At 34.6% G+C, this 16,838-nt stretch carries 15 protein-coding genes; all 15 read right to left on the bottom strand.

Features of this window, described 5'->3' with window-relative positions:
• Positions 1-2 precede the first annotated feature (2 nt).
• Entirely contained in the window at positions 3-566 is a 564-nt protein-coding gene (locus CaldiYA01_RS05445; protein ID WP_207182316.1) for a lytic transglycosylase domain-containing protein, read from the bottom strand.
• Entirely contained in the window at positions 563-1,162 is a 600-nt protein-coding gene (gene coaE, locus CaldiYA01_RS05440; protein ID WP_207182313.1) for a dephospho-CoA kinase, read from the bottom strand. Before coaE ends, CaldiYA01_RS05445 begins: the two co-directional genes overlap by 4 nt.
• On the bottom strand, positions 1,149-3,701 hold the full coding sequence (gene polA, locus CaldiYA01_RS05435; RefSeq protein ID WP_207182292.1) for a DNA polymerase I: 2,553 nt from the start codon (positions 3,699-3,701) through the stop codon (positions 1,149-1,151). Before polA ends, coaE begins: the two co-directional genes overlap by 14 nt.
• Positions 3,698-4,990 carry a hypothetical protein gene (locus tag CaldiYA01_RS05430; protein WP_207182290.1) on the bottom strand — a complete coding sequence of 431 codons (1,293 nt, stop codon included), beginning with the start codon at positions 4,988-4,990 and terminating at the stop codon, positions 3,698-3,700. The genes polA and CaldiYA01_RS05430 overlap by 4 nt, the downstream gene beginning before the upstream one ends.
• Before the next feature lie 115 nt (positions 4,991-5,105).
• Positions 5,106-5,264 carry a rubredoxin gene (gene rd / locus CaldiYA01_RS05425; protein WP_013430239.1) on the bottom strand — a complete coding sequence of 53 codons (159 nt, stop codon included), beginning with the start codon at positions 5,262-5,264 and terminating at the stop codon, positions 5,106-5,108.
• A gap of 79 nt (positions 5,265-5,343) precedes the next feature.
• Positions 5,344-6,606: a phosphoribosylamine--glycine ligase gene (purD, locus tag CaldiYA01_RS05420; RefSeq protein ID WP_207182288.1), complete on the bottom strand. Its 1,263-nt coding sequence runs from the start codon at positions 6,604-6,606 to the stop codon at positions 5,344-5,346.
• 21 nt (positions 6,607-6,627) lie between these two features.
• Positions 6,628-8,169, bottom strand: a complete 1,542-nt coding sequence (gene purH / locus CaldiYA01_RS05415) for a bifunctional phosphoribosylaminoimidazolecarboxamide formyltransferase/IMP cyclohydrolase (protein ID WP_207182286.1) — start codon at positions 8,167-8,169, stop codon at positions 6,628-6,630.
• Entirely contained in the window at positions 8,166-8,822 is a 657-nt protein-coding gene (purN, locus tag CaldiYA01_RS05410; protein WP_207182284.1) for a phosphoribosylglycinamide formyltransferase, read from the bottom strand. The genes purH and purN overlap by 4 nt, the downstream gene beginning before the upstream one ends.
• Positions 8,819-9,844 (bottom strand): phosphoribosylformylglycinamidine cyclo-ligase, encoded by a 1,026-nt coding sequence (gene purM, locus CaldiYA01_RS05405; RefSeq protein WP_207182283.1) that lies wholly within the window; start codon positions 9,842-9,844, stop codon positions 8,819-8,821. The genes purN and purM overlap by 4 nt, the downstream gene beginning before the upstream one ends.
• A 3-nt stretch (positions 9,845-9,847) precedes the next feature.
• Positions 9,848-11,272, bottom strand: a complete 1,425-nt coding sequence (purF, locus tag CaldiYA01_RS05400) for an amidophosphoribosyltransferase (RefSeq protein ID WP_207182282.1) — start codon at positions 11,270-11,272, stop codon at positions 9,848-9,850.
• The gene (gene purL / locus CaldiYA01_RS05395) at positions 11,254-13,446 is read right to left on the bottom strand and encodes a phosphoribosylformylglycinamidine synthase subunit PurL (protein ID WP_207182277.1); all 2,193 of its coding nucleotides are present in this window, start codon (positions 13,444-13,446) and stop codon (positions 11,254-11,256) included. Before purL ends, purF begins: the two co-directional genes overlap by 19 nt.
• A 6-nt stretch (positions 13,447-13,452) precedes the next feature.
• Positions 13,453-14,151: a phosphoribosylformylglycinamidine synthase subunit PurQ gene (gene purQ, locus CaldiYA01_RS05390; protein WP_207182269.1), complete on the bottom strand. Its 699-nt coding sequence runs from the start codon at positions 14,149-14,151 to the stop codon at positions 13,453-13,455.
• A 3-nt stretch (positions 14,152-14,154) separates the two neighbouring features.
• On the bottom strand, positions 14,155-14,403 hold the full coding sequence (gene purS / locus CaldiYA01_RS05385) for a phosphoribosylformylglycinamidine synthase subunit PurS (protein ID WP_207182267.1): 249 nt from the start codon (positions 14,401-14,403) through the stop codon (positions 14,155-14,157).
• 38 nt (positions 14,404-14,441) lie between these two features.
• The gene (gene purC, locus CaldiYA01_RS05380) at positions 14,442-15,161 is read right to left on the bottom strand and encodes a phosphoribosylaminoimidazolesuccinocarboxamide synthase (RefSeq protein ID WP_207182265.1); all 720 of its coding nucleotides are present in this window, start codon (positions 15,159-15,161) and stop codon (positions 14,442-14,444) included.
• 119 nt (positions 15,162-15,280) lie between these two features.
• A complete protein-coding gene (locus CaldiYA01_RS05375) occupies positions 15,281-16,669 on the bottom strand; it encodes an NCS2 family permease (RefSeq protein WP_207182264.1) in 1,389 nt (462 codons plus the stop codon).
• Positions 16,670-16,838 lie beyond the last annotated feature (169 nt).

The following is a 16,838-nucleotide window of genomic DNA, read 5'->3' as shown; positions in this document are numbered from 1 at the left end:
CATCAATAATCTGTATTTTTAAATGCTTTTGGATAAAGTTTTTTGTACATCTCATAACTTTTAAAAACTCTTTTTACAAAATAGTTTGTCTCTTTAAAAGGAATTTCTGTTATTTCAATAGTGCTTCTTTTTCTAATCGAAAGCCACTTATTTACATTTGTCATACCAGCATTGTAAGCTGCAACTGCAAGCTTTGTATCGCCAGAGTAGTAGTCTATAAGATATTTTATATACCACGAACCAAGTCTTATATTGTAATCAGGATTATAGAGGCTATCTTCTACATATTCCGTTTTAAGCTTTTGAGCAATCCACTTCGCAGTTGAAGGTGAAAGCTGCATGAGTCCAACGGCGCCTTTTCTCGAAACTGCATACTGGTTAAAGTTACTTTCAGATTTTATTATTGCACATATCAAATATGGGTCTACCCCTATTTCACTGCTATATTTACTTATACTTTCAGAAAATTTCAGTGGATATATTTGCTTTAGGACAAAAAAATAAAATCTTTCAAAGAATAAAAGAAAAACAATTAGCAAGACTATTATAATAACCTTCTTCTTCAAATCAACCCATCCTCTTTGAGATATTTTCTTATTACACTTTTTAACTTTTCAATGTCAAAATTATTCACTATAACCCTGTTGGCAAGATCCTTATAGTTCTCTAATATTTTCTGCCTTTCTAAAAAAAATTTTATCTCCTTTTCGTCCCACCCATTTCTTTTTATTATTCTTTCAACCAACAGGTTTTCTTCTGCCTCCACAAACCATACAACAGAGCAGATTTTGTGGAGACCTACCTCAAATAAAAGTGCAGCATCTATAACAGTAGGGTATTCTCTAAAGACCTCAAAAACTAAGTAGCTTACCCTCTCAAAAATGAACGAATGAGTTATCTTATTTAAAATCTCAATACGTGATTTGTTAGCAGTAACTAAAGCTCTTAACCTGTTTCGGTCTATTCTCCCTGATACCAATATTTCCTCCCCAAAAATGTCAGCCAATTTCTTCTTGAGTTCTTCGTTCTCTTCCAAAAGTATATGATATTCTTTGTCAACATCAATTACCTTAAATCCGTAACTTTGTGCTAATATGCTACTGATGGTACTCTTACCTGAACCCATCTTCCCTGTAATTCCCAAGACTTTATTTTGTCTCATACCAGTTCAGACCCTCTTTTACCTCAACTACCAGAGGCACTTTTAAAGCTACTGCATTTTCCATTTCTCTTTTTACAATTCTTTTTACTATATCCTTTTCTTCGTATGGAGCTTCAATTAAAAGCTCATCATGTACCTGCATAATTACTTTCGATTTAAGATTGTTTTTTTTAAGTTTTTGATACACCTTAATCATCGCCAATTTCATGATATCAGCAGCGCTGCCCTGAACTGGCGAATTCATTGCAATCCTTTCGGCATAGCTTCTTGCATTCCTATTTGCAGATTTTATGTCCTTTACATATCTCCTTCTGCTAAATAAAGTCAAAACATATCCGTTATCACGAGCAAATTTGATAATATTATCTAAATACTCTTTAACTTTAGGATAACGCTCAAAATACCTGTTTATAAATTCTGCAGCTTCTTTCCTGGAAATCTTAATATCCCTTGCAAGACCATAATCAGAAATTCCATAAATTATACCAAAATTTACTGCTTTTGCTTGACTTCTCATCTGTGGAGTAACATCAGCTATGTCTACTCCAAAAATCTCAGCTGCTGTCTGTGAATGGATGTCAACATTGTTTTTGAAAGCATTTATAAGTCTTTCATCTTCAGAAATATGGGCAAGTATCCTCAACTCAATTTGGGAATAATCCGCATCAATCAGTACATGCCCTTCTTCAGCTACAAAAACTTTTCTTATCAACTTTCCCTCGTCATATTTCACAGGTATATTTTGCAAATTAGGATCGCTACTCGCAAGCCTTCCTGTTGCTGTACCTGTTTGAATAAATGTTGTATGAACCCTGCCGGAAGAAGGATTTATTGCCTGGAGTAATCCCTGACAATAGGTTGTTAGTATCTTGGTATACATCCTGTAGTCCAGAATAAGAGGAACTATTTCATGTTTGTCAAAAAGCTCTTCTAAAACCTCGGCATCGGTGGAGTATCCTGTTTTTGTCTTCTTGATCACAGGAAGTTTTAACTTTTCAAATAAAATGTAAGAAAGCTGTTTGGGCGAGTTTATATTAAACCACTCACCTGCAATTTGGTATATCTGCGTTTCAAGTTTTAATATTTTGCTTTCAATCTCCTTGGTATACTGGAGCAGGACATCTCTGTCTACCTTAAACCCTGCTTTTTCCATCTCGTATAGAATTGGAATAAGAGGACGTTCTATGTTTTCATACACAAACCTGCATGAATTTAAATCAATCAATCTTGAAAGTTCATCCCATAATCGTTTTAACAGGACTACCGAAACCATCTTTTTATCCTTTTTAACAGCTTCTATATCGGTGTTTAAGTAGGATACAAACAATGTTTCTATATTATATGAACTCCTTGTACTATCAAGAACATAAGAAGCAATCATTACATCCTCACAATTTTTAACATTATTCGTATCTTTCAAATTAAGTTCATGAAATATACTTTTTAAATCATATACGATTTTCACGGCTTCGCTTTGTAAAATTTTTTCTATCATATGTCTATCTTTGGTTACAAACACAGTATTACTTTCTTGATCATACAAATAAAAACACTTTTCATCCGGTACAAACATTAATGGAATCTCTTTTGCTATTATTTGTGAAATGCTTTCAAGCTCTTTTTTCTCTACGTCAGGGATATCAGTTCGTTGCTGAACAAATTCAAATTGAACCACTTCTGATAGCCCTAGCCGTTTTATTATGCTTTTGAACTCCAACTGGACCAAAATCTCATATAGCCTTTCCTTGTTCCATTCTTTTGTTCTCAAATCTTCAAGTTTAACATTTAGTGGTAAATCACATACAATTGTTGCTAAGCGTTTGGACAAAAATGCCATGTCTTTTCCTGCTTCCAACTTTTCACGGATAGAACCCTTAATTTTATCTAAATTTTGGTATATTTCTTCCAAAGATGAGTATTCCTCCAAAAGCTTCTGCGCACTCTTTTCACCAATTCCTTTTACCCCGGGAATGTTATCCGATTGATCTCCAACAAGAGCTTTATAATCAGGCACTTGATTTGCCCAAACCCCATATTTTTCTTTAATATTTTCCACAGTGTACAAATCTTCTACTGTTTTATCAAATTTTGTTGAAACAATCTTCACAACTACATTTTTGTCGAGCAACTGAAGAGTATCTCTGTCACCTGTGATAATAACAATATCCAAACCAGTATTTTTAAACTTATTCACAAGTGTGCCAATTACGTCATCTGCCTCAAATCCTTCAAACTCAACAATTGGAATGTTGAGGGCATAAAGAATTTCTCGAACATAAGGAATTTGTACTTGAAGGTTATCTGGCATAGGTTTTCTGTTAGCTTTATATTCTTCGTACTCGCTTTTGCGTGCCTGTCTTCCTTTTTTATCAAACGCAACCGCAACATAATCAGGACTCTCTTGCTCTAAATATTTTAATAACACATTTACAAAACCATAAATAGCGTTTGTCGGGATATTGCTCAAAGTTGTTAGTTCAGGAAGAGCAAAAAAAGCCCTATATAAAATACTATTTCCATCAAATATAACTAATTTCATCTTCTATCTTCCCTTTCAATAATTCTTAGAAGTTCTTCTTTTTTTAATGAATAGTTGTTTTTATAAAAACGTTCATGCTCAAAATCATAGTACAGAAACAATAAAGCCTTTAAATCATTACTTGTTTTATAGTAACTTAAATCTTCATAGTAGTTGAAGAGAAACCTGTACAGCTCATAACAAATATATATTGTTAGGACTTCATTTGGATACATCTCATTTTCAAATTTTCTATCAAACTCTTCTATGTTTCTCAAAGTTTCATCTGTGAAAAATTTGTATTTATTCATAACGTACCATTCTATCTCGTCGATGAGCTTCTCAATTGAAGCATTTATTTCTGCTCCTAACAAAGAACAAAGTTTTATATAAAGAAGTAAAATATAGGGTAGATGATAATAAGTTTTCACTGAGGTCAACATAAGATTTTTATTGTAAAAGTTAAAATAAATGCTTTCTTTTGTAGCTAATATTTCTATGCTTTCTTTAAGATTCAAAATTTCACTTTTCTTAAGCCCGTTTAAAATCTTTAAATAATAAAAACTTGAGGATTGCAACGATGATGTATAAGAGAGCTCGAAATTTTCAAGTTTTCTAGGCAGATATAAAAAACAAAATTTTAGCATCTTTGCTGGAATAATAAGAGATAACTGATGTCTTCTTGCAATATCCATCTTTGAATACCTCGTAATATCTATTGTACAGACACAATTTGGTTTGTTTGCTGATTCTATATTAATCCCAACTTCAAAAAATTTCAATTTGGAATCAAAGTTTTCAATACAATCATAAATTGAACTTCCTTTCTGTACCTTGACTTCTATTTTTATATTTGAACCTTTTTTCATTTCAGAGACTGATAGCAGATTTTGATAACAAAAGCTATCTGCTGCTTCATCTATCCAAAACGAATGGTAGAATCCAATACACAAAAGTCTTTCTTTTAATTTTGTTGCAAATCTTAAATATCTTTCATTTAGTTCTAAAATACCATAAACTTTTAACAAAAAAAACGAATTTTTAACTCTCAAAAGTATCATCTGTATATTTGAATTATTGCACACAAGCCCTTTTTTTCCTCTTTGAAGCCTTGGCATAAAAATAAGTTCATTGTCTTGAAGGTCAAAAGCCACTCCTATATTATTGACTTTACAATTGTCAGTAAAAGAAAAATTTACTGAAAAACCATTCTCATTTTTTATAATTTCATAGGAAACCTTTTTCAAACCTCTGTCAGCTTGTGTAAAAACATCGTTCAGAAAAATATAGGAAGAAGTATCTATGAACATTCTTTTTAGTACCTCTTTTATGTTCCTATAGGATTATTATATACCATAAAAACGCCCTAAGTCATCCCAACAAACTGCCAAAGATGACTTAGGGCACCCCAATTACTCATCAAAATTATTTTTTCTCAAACATGTCCTTGCCAACTCCGCAAATAGGACAGACCCAATCGTCAGGGAGATCTTCAAACTTTGTTCCTGGCGCAATACCATTTTCAGGGTCTCCATTTTCAGGATTGTACTCGTAGCCGCATATACTGCATACCCAAATTTCCACTTTAAACATTCACTCCTTTTTCAGAATTTAAACTGTCAAATAATTTATACCTCATTTTTCACTTCTTAAAACACAAAGCTTAATCAATCTCTTTATCCCCTATATCAGTTCGATAGAAGATATTTTCAAAATTAATTTTTCTGACCTCTTCATACACCTTCTCTTTCGCTTCTTTTAACGTCTTTTCTTTTCTAACTACATTCAAAACTCTTCCACCAGCAGTTTTTATCTTACCATTTTCCTTTTTTGTATTTGCATGAAACACTATTGTCCCTTTATCAAGATTTTCAAATCCGTTTATTTCAAAACCAATATCATATTTGTCTGGATACCCCCTTGATACAAGCACAACACACAAAGAATATCCTTCATCAAATTTAGGTTCAATACCTTTTAAGTTCCCTTCTCTTGCCTTTACCATTATTTCAATAAGCTCACTTTTCATAAGTGGCAAAATTACCTGGGCTTCTGGGTCTCCAAAACGTGCATTAAATTCTAAAACCTTTGGCCCCTCTTCTGTAAGGATAAGCCCTCCATATAATACTCCTTTGAAAGGCCTTCCTTCTTTCCGCATACCATATACTGCTCTGAGCATTATGTTTTCTAAAATATCCTCAAAAACTGCCTTATTTACCAGTTTGGACGGGGAAAAAGCTCCCATTCCACCTGTATTTGGTCCTTTATCACCATCAAATGCCTTTTTATGGTCTCTTGCTGTTGTAAGAGGAACAATATCCTTACCATCAGAAACAACAAATACTGAAACCTCTTCACCTATGAGGTAATCTTCAATAACTACCTTGTTACCTGCATTTCCAAAAACTCTTTCTTTCATAATGAGGTCCAAAGCTTCTACTGCCTCTTGATTAGTGTTTGCAATAATAACACCCTTTCCAAGAGCAAGACCATCTGCTTTTATAACAATTGGATACTTAGATATTTGATTTACAAACTTATATGCATCTTCATAGTTGGTGAACACCTCATATCTTGCAGTTTCAATTCCATATTTCTTCATTAAATCTTTTGCAAAAGCTTTACTGCTTTCTATCATTGCAGCATCTTTTGTAGGTCCAAACGTCTTTATACCAAAAGACTCAAGATAGTCAACAATCCCGTCAGCCAGAGGATTGTCAGGACCAACAACCACAAAATCTATTCTTTTTTCTAAACAAAAGTCCTTTACCTTGTCAAACTCATTTACTTTAATATCAGCACACTCAGCTATATCGCTTATTCCTGCATTTCCTGGAATGCAGAACAAATCTTTGTATCCTTCATTGTATATCTTCCATGTAATAGCATGTTCACGTCCACCATTTCCTATAATCAGTATTCGCATGGTTAAAATTCCACCTCTTTCTTAATGTCTAAAATGTCTCATTTCTGTGAATATCATGGCTATATTAAACTTATTTGCCATCTCAATAGAATCATTGTCTCGTATAGAACCACCTGGCTGGATAATAGCACTAATTCCTGCTTTGCCTGCAGTTTCAACACTATCTGAAAACGGGAAAAATGCATCGGATGCAAGCACCGCTTCTTTTAAATCAAATCGTGACCTTGAAATTGCATGTTCCACCGCCCATATTCTATTCGTCTGGCCCATTCCAATGCCTATGGTCATTTTATCTTTTGCTACTACTATAGCATTTGATTTTACATGTTTTACAACCTTCCAGGCAAAGATTAAATCTTCCAGTTCCTTTTCTGAAGGCTCTCTTTCTGTAACAACCTGAAATCCGTCTTTGAAAAGCATTTTATCCTTTTCTTGCACTAAAACGCCACCATTTACAGATTTTATATCGTAGAAAGCATTAGTTTTTTCTAAAGATGCTAATTTTAAAATTCTCAAATCTTTTTTGGAGCACAGGATAGAAAGAGCATCCTCGTCAAATTCCGGAGCAATCACAATTTCAAGAAAAATCTTTTTGAGCTGGTCTGCTGTATCCTTGTCAACTTTTCTGTTGAAAGCAACAATGCCGCCAAATATTGATACTGGATCGCTTTCATATACCTTTTTGTAAGCTTCATAGATATTTTCCGCCGATGCTACCGCACATGGGTTGTTGTGCTTTATAGCAACACATGTAGGTTCATCAAATTCCTTCAAAAGTTCTATAGCACTGTCACTGTCAAGTATATTGTTATATGAAAGTTCTTTGCCATGAAGCTGAGTACAATTTACAATATTAGAGGTTTCGATGAATGGTAACGATATCTTATAAAAACATGCCTTTTGGTGTGGATTCTCACCATATCTTAAGTTCTGCAAAAGTTCAAGTGGTACCGTAAAGTGCTTCGAAAACGACTGGTCATTTCGTACATATTTGAAATAGTTAAAAATCATTGAATCATAATATGAAGTGTATTCAAAAACTTTTGTGGCAAGATAAAATCTCGTCTCAAAAGAAACCTCTCCATTTTTTTCTATTTCCATTGCTACTGTATCGTAATCTTCAGGGTCAACAATTACTGTTGTATATTTAAAATTTTTTGCAGCAGCTCGAATCATGGTAGGTCCACCTATATCTATATTTTCTATAACATCATCAAGTGTAACATCTTCTTTGAAAATAGTCTCTTTAAATGGATAAAGGTTAACCACAACCATGTCGATTGATAGAATATCCAACGCCTTTAAAGTTTCCAAGTGTTCTCTATTATCCTTTATCGCAAGAATCCCTGCGTGAATATTCGGATGAAGAGTTTTTACTCTACCATCCAAAATTTCAGGAAAACGGGTCACTTCAGAGATGTTTATAACCTCAATCCCATTTTCGGTCAAATACTTCATAGTACCGCCTGTTGAGATAATGTCATATCCAAATTCTTTAAGCTTTTTAGCAAATTCCACTATCCCGTTTTTATTGTAAACACTTATAATTGCCCTCTTATTCATATTTCAATTCCCACCTTTTTTAAGATTTCTTTATCCTTTATGATAACTTTTCTGCCTACAACTTCTATCTTATCCTCACAAAGAAGCTTTATAGCTAAAGGATATATCTTCCATTCAATCTCTTCAAGTACCCTCTTTTGAAGAGTCTCTGGAGTATCATCTTCCCTTACATATATAGCCTTTTGCAAGATTATTGGGCCACCGTCAGGCACTACATCAACAAAGTGTACTGTTGCACCTGTTACCTTCATTCCATACTCTAACACACTTTTGTGTACGTTTATTCCATACATACCTTTTCCTCCAAATGCCGGGAGCAAAGATGGATGAATGTTTATAATTTTGTTTCTAAATTCTTCTACAAAATACTCTGAAAATATATAAAGGAAACCTGCTAAAACGATGTAATCAATTTTTTGACTTTTAAGAAAGTTTACTAAATATTTTTCATACTCCAAAGAAGAGGGAAAATCTCTCCTGGATATATAAATTGCTTGAATACCGTTTTTTCTTGCCCTTTCAAGCGCATATGCATCTTTTTTGTTGGATATGACACACGAGATAGTAGCTGGTATCTCTCCAATTTTTATCTGATCGATGATAGCCTGAAGATTAGATCCAGAACCTGAAACAAATACAGCCAATTTTTTCATTTTAAAACAACTCCGTCCTCACCTTTTTGAATTACGCCTATTACCCATGCATTTACTTTCTCTTGTTCTAAAATCTTCAATGTCAAATCCACATTTTCTTCAGAAACTATTAGAACCATACCTATTCCCATGTTAAATGTTGAAAACATCTCTCTTTCTTCTACTTTTCCACATTCCTGAATCAACTTAAATATAACAGGCACTTCCCAGCTGCCTTTTTCAATAACAGCAGAATAACCCTTTGGAAAAGCACGAGGTATATTTTCAAAAAATCCACCACCTGTTATATGAGCTATTCCTTTAACATTAACATTTTCAAGCACTTTCAAAACAGGTTTTACATATATCCTTGTAGGTTTCAGGAGTTCTTCTCCAAGTGACACCCCAAGCTCTTCATATATCTTTTCAAGCACTTTGGGATTTTCGTCTATCCCAAAAACCTTTCTCACAAGTGAGTAACCATTGCTGTGAACACCATTTGAAGCAAGTCCAATTATAATATCTTCTTGGTTCACATCTTTTCCATACACCGCTTTTTGCTTTTCTACAATTCCAACTGCAAACCCTGCCAAATCGTATTCATCGTCTTTGTAAAAACCTGGCATCTCGGCAGTCTCCCCACCTACAAGCGAGCATCCAGCCATTTTGCAACCATCAGTAATGCCTTTCACAATATTTGCGACCTTGCTACTGTTTAGTTTGCCACATGCAATATAGTCTAAAAAGAAAAGTGGTCTTGCTCCATGGCATAGAATATCATTGACACACATGGCAACACAATCTATTCCAACAGTGTCGTGCTTATCAAGATAAAATGCAATCTTCAGTTTAGTACCAACTCCATCTGTGCCAGAAACTAAAATATATTCAGAACTTCCAATATTCAAAAGATACATACTCCCAAAACTACCTATGTCAGTGATAACATTTGAATCAAAAGTTTCTCTCGCTAAGCTTTTAATCAAATTCACTGCTCTGTAACCTTCTTCAATGTTCACTCCCGCATCTTTATAAGTGGTCATTTTTCAAACACCCTCTTCAAGAATATATTTATTAAAATTTTCTGGTATCTCGGTTACATACTCTCCGTTAAAACATGCTGTACAAAACTGATTGATCTTACCCTCAAAGACCTCATTCAGACCATTTAAACTCAAGTACTCCAATGAATCTGCTCCCAAAATCCTTGCAATTTCTTCAGTTAAATAATTTGCTGCTATCAACTCTTTCCTGTCAGGTGTATCTATACCGTAGTAACAAGGGAAAACAACTGGAGGAGAACTTATTCTCAGATGAACCTCTGTTGCCCCTGCATCTCGCAGCATTTTTATAATTTTTCGCGAGGTTGTTCCCCTTACGATAGAATCATCAATTAAAACAACTCTTTTACCTGCCACATTGTTTTTTAAAACATTGAGCTTTATTTTCACAGCTATTTCTCTCTGTGACTGCTCAGGTTTTATGAACGTTCTTCCTATATATCTATTTTTTATAAACCCTTCAGAAAATGGAATACCAGCTTCTTCAGCAAAGCCAATAGCAGCAGTTGTCCCAGAATCTGGCACACCAATCACAATATCACAGTCCACATAAGACTCTTTACAAAGTTGTCTCCCAAGTCTCTTTCTTATTTCATACACGCTAATTCCTTCCAAATATGAGTCAGCTCTTGCAAAATAGATAAATTCAAACACGCATAAGTGTTTAGTGCAATTTTTATATTTTTTGCTCTTAATACCATTTCTACTTACCGAAATTATCTCTCCTGGTTCGACATCTCGAATATATTCCGCTCCAATAGTGTCCAGAGCACATGTTTCTGAAGCAAAACAAATACTATTGTTTATCCTCCCCATTACAAGTGGCCTTAGACCATAAGGATCTCTTACTGCAATAAGTTTATTTGGTGTTAAAATCAGAAGAGAATATGCCCCTTTAATTTCATCCATAGTTTTTAAAATAGCTTCTTCGATATTTTCGGATTTTATTCTGTTACGTGAAATCAAACTTGCAATAACTTCAGAATCAATAGTTGTCTGAAAGATTGCACCTTCCTGCTCAAGTTTCTCTCTAATTATATGCGCATTAACAAGATTGCCATTATGGGCAAGAGCCATATGACCTTTTCTGTATTTTATAACAAGTGGCTGAGCGTTTTCCCTGTCACTTTTGCCTGTTGTTGAATACCTCACATGACCAATTGCAGAATATCCTTTGAGATGATTTAGCACAACCTCATTGAATACTTCATTGACAAGACCACTATCCTTGTGATAAATAATATTCCCTGAATCATTTACTGCAATACCACTGCTTTCCTGGCCTCTGTGTTGAAGCGCATAAAGTCCAAAATAAGTAATCTTTGCAACATCAAGTTTACCATCTGAAGAATATATGCCAAATATTCCGCAATGGTCTTTAAAACTCTCTTCTACCTCTTTAAAGCACATGGTATTGCCTCCTGATATATTCTCTCAACCTCTTTTAGGTCCAAATGAATCTCTTTATTATTTATCTTACCATTTATCACAAACTCGTTAGTTACTCTTCCTATCACAGTAAACTCAATATCATCTAATATATTCTGTATTTTGCTTAAATTACTTTCTTGAAATGTAACAATAAACCTTCCCGGTGTTTCACTGAAAAGATAAAAATCTTCTCTTAATTCTGTTTTAATTTGCAACTCAGCGCCCTTTGAACCTCTTAATGCACTCTCTATAAGAGCAATTGCAAAGCCTCCATCTGAAATATCATGAACAGAGTTAAAAAGACCTTCTCTGATACATTCTAAGACCTTGTCACATACTTTTTTATGAAGCTTCAAATCGAGTTTGGGCACCCTACCAGAAACTATTCCTTGATAAAAACTTAAATATTCACTTGCTCCAATATCATCTGCGGTTTTTCCAATGACTGCAACTAAATCACCTTCATTTTTGAAAGAAATATCAACAGCTTTTTCAATATCGTCAATAATACCTATCATCCCAATTACAGGCGTAGGGTAAATAGCTCCTTCTTCTGACTGGTTATAGAATGATACATTTCCACCAGTCACAGGTGTTTCAAAATGCTCGCATGCAACTTTCATTCCTTCAATTGTCTTGACAAACTGGTAGTAAATTTCCGGATAGTGCGGATTTCCAAAGTTAAGTCCATCTGTGATTGCAAGTGGCTTTGCCCCAACAGCCACAATATTTCTATAACTTTCTGCCAACACAAGCTGAACTCCTTCATATGGATTTAAATAACAGTATCTACCGTTGCTATCTATTGTGACAGCAATACCTTTTTTGGTTCCTTTTATTCTCAGAAGACTTGCATCATGGCCTGGTCTTATGACAGTATCTGTTCTGACCATATGGTCATATTGTCGATATACATATTCTTTGCTTGCAAGGTTAGGATTTGAAATCATCTTGCAGATTGCCTCGTTTAAATCATTTGGTTGTGGAATTGAATATATATCAAATTTTTCAGACTCTTTTATTATCGCTGGCTCTTTTATTTCTCTAACATAAGCAGGCGCATGAGCAAGTGCCTTTGCAGGAACTTCAGCAATTACCTTGCCATTGTCAAGAACTCTGAGCATACCGTCATCTGTTACCCTTCCAATCTTTACTGCATGAAGTCCCCATTTCTCGAATATTTTATATACTTCTTCTTCCTTTTCTTTTTTAACAATGACAAGCATTCTTTCTTGAGACTCTGAAAGCATAATCTCAATTGGGTTCATACCTTCTTCTCTTTTTGGCACAAGCGCTACATCTATTTCGATTCCTGTTCCCGCTCTTGCAGCTGTTTCACACGTCGAAGAAGTAAGCCCTGCTGCACCCATGTCCTGAATACCAACCACAGCATCCGTCTGAAAAAGTTCTAAACACGCTTCTAAAAGGAGCTTTTCCATAAATGGATCTCCAACCTGCACAGCAGACCTTTTCTCTTCTGATTCAGCTGTAAGATCTGTTGACGCAAATGTTGCTCCACCCATTCCATCTCTGCCTGTTGTATGACCAACGTAAAATACAGAATTGCCTACCCCTTGTGCAACTCCTCTAAATATTTTATCTTTTTTCATGATACCGACACACATAACATTGACCAAAATATTGTTCTTGTAAATAGGGTCAAACGTAGTCTCCCCGCCTACAGTGGGAATACCTACACAGTTGCCATATCCTGCAATACCAGCTACAACACCTTCAAACAAATATTTTGTTCTGCTGTCATTGAGGTTACCAAACTTAAGTGAATCCAAAAGAGCTATTGGTCTTGCTCCCATTGTAAATATATCTCGTATTATCCCACCAACTCCTGTTGCTGCACCTTCGTACGGTTCCACTGCTGATGGATGATTGTGACTTTCCACCTTAAAACATACTGCGTATCCATCACCAATGTCAACAATCCCTGCATTTTCCCCTGGACCTTGAAGGATATGTTCACCATTTGTAGGAAGATTCTTCAAAAACGCTTTTGAGTTTTTATAGCCACAATGCTCAGACCACATAACTCCAAAAAGGTTAATCTCCAGCTCATTCGGTTCTCTCCCCAGAATTTCCACAATCATCTTGTACTCATCGTATGTCAGGCCCACTTCTTCATAAAGATGTTTTTTCAAAATTTATCACCTCGATTTCAAATAATTGACAATGCTTAAAAACACTTTTTTACCATCTTCACAACCAAGAATTTTCTCACTGCTTCTTTCAGGATGAGGCATGAGTCCAAAAACATTTTTTTCCTTGTTACATATACCTGCTATGTTTAGAACAGAACCATTGGGATTTGTTTCATCGCTGACATTTCCATATTTATCACAATACTGCAAGATAACTTGTTGATTTTGAATCATTTGTTTTAATGTTTCTACATCCACTACATAGTTACCCTCGCCATGGGCAATAGGCAGGTTTATTATTTCTCCTTCTTTGTAAAGATTAGTAAAAGGAGTATTGTTATTTACTACTTTTACATACTGGTCGCTGCAAATAAACTTAAGGTTTTTGTTTCTTATCAGCGCACCTGGCAGAAGATGACTCTCAGTAAGTATCTGAAACCCATTACATATCCCTATCACTAGTCCTCCATTGTGCGCAAATTCCTCTATCCTTGGCAATACTTTTGAAAACCTTGCTATTGCTCCAGCTCTCAAATAATCCCCATACGAAAATCCGCCAGGCAAGATTATACAGTCAAACCCCGTTAATTTTTCATCACTGTCATGCCAGATATACTCGACATCCTCATTTATTACATCTTTAATGACATGGTAACAATCGCCATCACAGTTAGAACCCGGAAATACTACAACGCCAAACTTCATCTCTTACTCCTCCGAAATATTAAACTTGTACTCTTCCATGACAGGGTTGCATAAAAGCTTTTCACACATAAGCTTTACCTGCTGTTTTGCTTTTTCAATATCTGTTTCGTTCAAATATACCACAATATACTTTCCCATTCTGACTTTTTCTACATTATTAAATCCCAAGCTCCTTAAAGAATTTAACACAGCAATACCTGGTGGATCTGAAATTGATTTTTTTAAATATACAAAGATTTCTGCTTTGAGCATTTCTATTTCTCCTTTCAAGTAAATATTTTCGTACTTATTTACTTTTTGTTCAAGCTAAGCCTTTTTAATATTTCCATATATGCCTCTTCAACATTTCCAAGGTCTCTTCTAAATCTGTCCTTATCCAGTTTTTCCTTAGTTGTAGTATCCCAGAACCTACAAGTGTCTGGAGAAATCTCATCAGCCAAGATTATATCTCCCTTATACCTACCAAACTCAAGTTTAAAGTCAATAAGGTCAATGTTAACTTGTTTTAGATAATTTCTGAGCACATCGTTAATTTTAAAAGAATACTCTTCAATCTTTTTTATCTCATCCTCGGTTGCAAGTTCCAAAGCTAAAATATGGTATTGATTTACCTGTGGGTCGTGAAGAACATCATTTTTATAACAGAACTCTAAGATGGGTCTTTTCAAAATTGATCCTTCCTCAAGTCCCAGTCTTTTGCATAGAGAACCTGCAGCTATATTTCTCACAATAACCTCAACTGGAATTATTCGTACCTTTTTAACAGCTGTTTTTCTCTCATCAATCTGTTCAATAAAGTGGGTAGGAATTTTGTTGGACTCTAATATTTTAAAGAAATGGTTTGACACTAAGTTGTTAACAATTCCTTTATTATTAATTATACCTTTTTTTGCTCCGTCAAAAGCTGTTGCATCATCTTTGTACTCAATTACAACAACCTCTGGGTTTTCAGTTTCATAAACTTTTTTTGCTTTACCTTCATATAGAAGATTTGTAATAACATAACTCATATTAAAAGCCTCCTGATTGATATTTTAAATCTTAAAACTTTATTTGAAAAGTAGTAATGTATATTTATGCAATTCCTGGATTTTTAAAGGGGAGCAATCTGTATGCTCCCCTTTTTCTTTTAGTGTGCGATAATTATAAATCTTAAAATGAAGAGTATAGCAAGAATATATGTTATTGGATGAACTTCTTTTGCTTTTCCTCTTAAAAGTTTAACCAGAACATAGAATATAATACCTGCTGAGATACCATTTGCGATGCTGTAAGTAAACGGCATAATTACAATTGTCAAAAATGCTGGAAGAGCTTCTTCGAAATCATTAAAATCAATCTTTTTGATAGAGCTTATCATCATAACACCAACAGCAATCAACGCTGGTGCAGTTGCCTGGGATGGCACAAGCCCTATAAACGGCGCAATCACCAATGCAAGGATAAACAAAATACCTGTGACCAATGACGTGAGACCTGTTCTTCCACCCTCTTCTATACCAGCTGCACTTTCGATATAAGTTGTAACTGTGGATGTTCCAAAGATAGACCCAATAATTGTTGCAACTGCGTCAGACATCAATGCCCTGTCCATATTTGAAATATCTCCTTTTTCATCAAGCATCCCAGCCTTATCAGCAAGACCTACAAAGGTTCCTATACTATCAAACATGTCTATAAGAGTAAATGTTAATATCACCGCAAAAAGACTAAGAAGAACCGCACCTATGCTGCCTCCTTGACCATGTGCTGCAAATAGTCCTGAAAAATCAAAGTTAAATGCAGAAACTTTAAATGCTTCCATCGAAAATTTAAATTTTGACAAATCTACAATTTTTAAGGGAAAACTTATTATAGTTGTTACAATTATTCCAATAATAATTGCACCTTTTACTCTTTTGGAAATTAAAATTCCTATAATCAAAAGTCCTACGAGAGCAACAATTGCACCACGAGAAGATATTATTGCCGAGTTTATATCAGGATTATTCGTTAAAGACTTGAAAGCAGATGTAAAATCGCCAAACTTGGGAAGCTTAGAACTTGAGTCAATTACTACTATTCCACTATTTATAAATCCAATAAAAGCTATAAAAAGTCCAATACCAGCTGTCATAGCGTGTTTCAAAGATTGAGGAATTGAACGAACTATAGCCTGTCTGAGACCAACTGCCGTAATAATAACAAATATAATACCTGATATAAATACTGCTGCTAATGCCTGCTGTGGAGTATATTTCATTTGAAGGCATACTGTGTAGGTAAAAAAGGCGTTAAGACCCATCCCAGGTGCCAGTGCAAATGGAAGATTAGCATAGAGTGCCATTATAAGTGTTCCAACTGCCGCACCAATACATGTCGCAAAAAATACAGAATGCTTATCAAGTCCAGTTGTACTGAGAATAGAAGGATTGACAAATATTATGTATGCCATTGTGATAAATGTAGTAAAACCCGCTAATACCTCTGTCTTTACATCAGTTCTTCTTTCTTTGATCTTAAAGATATTTTCTAACACAAATATACCACCTTTCTACGAACATTTTTTAAATATTATATCCGAATGTTTGATATTCACAAGTACATATTATCAAAGTAAAAGGCTTTATGTCAATAATTAATTGTGAACAAAATTAAAATATTTCAGAATAATATTCGGAATGATAATACACAAAAAAACAGGTCAC

The sequence above is a fragment of the Caldicellulosiruptor diazotrophicus genome (assembly GCF_017347585.1).
GTDB lineage: Bacteria > Bacillota > Thermoanaerobacteria > Caldicellulosiruptorales > Caldicellulosiruptoraceae > Caldicellulosiruptor > Caldicellulosiruptor diazotrophicus.
The sequence above is the reverse complement of the archived record's forward strand: the minus strand, read 5'-3'. Positions and strand labels throughout refer to the sequence as shown.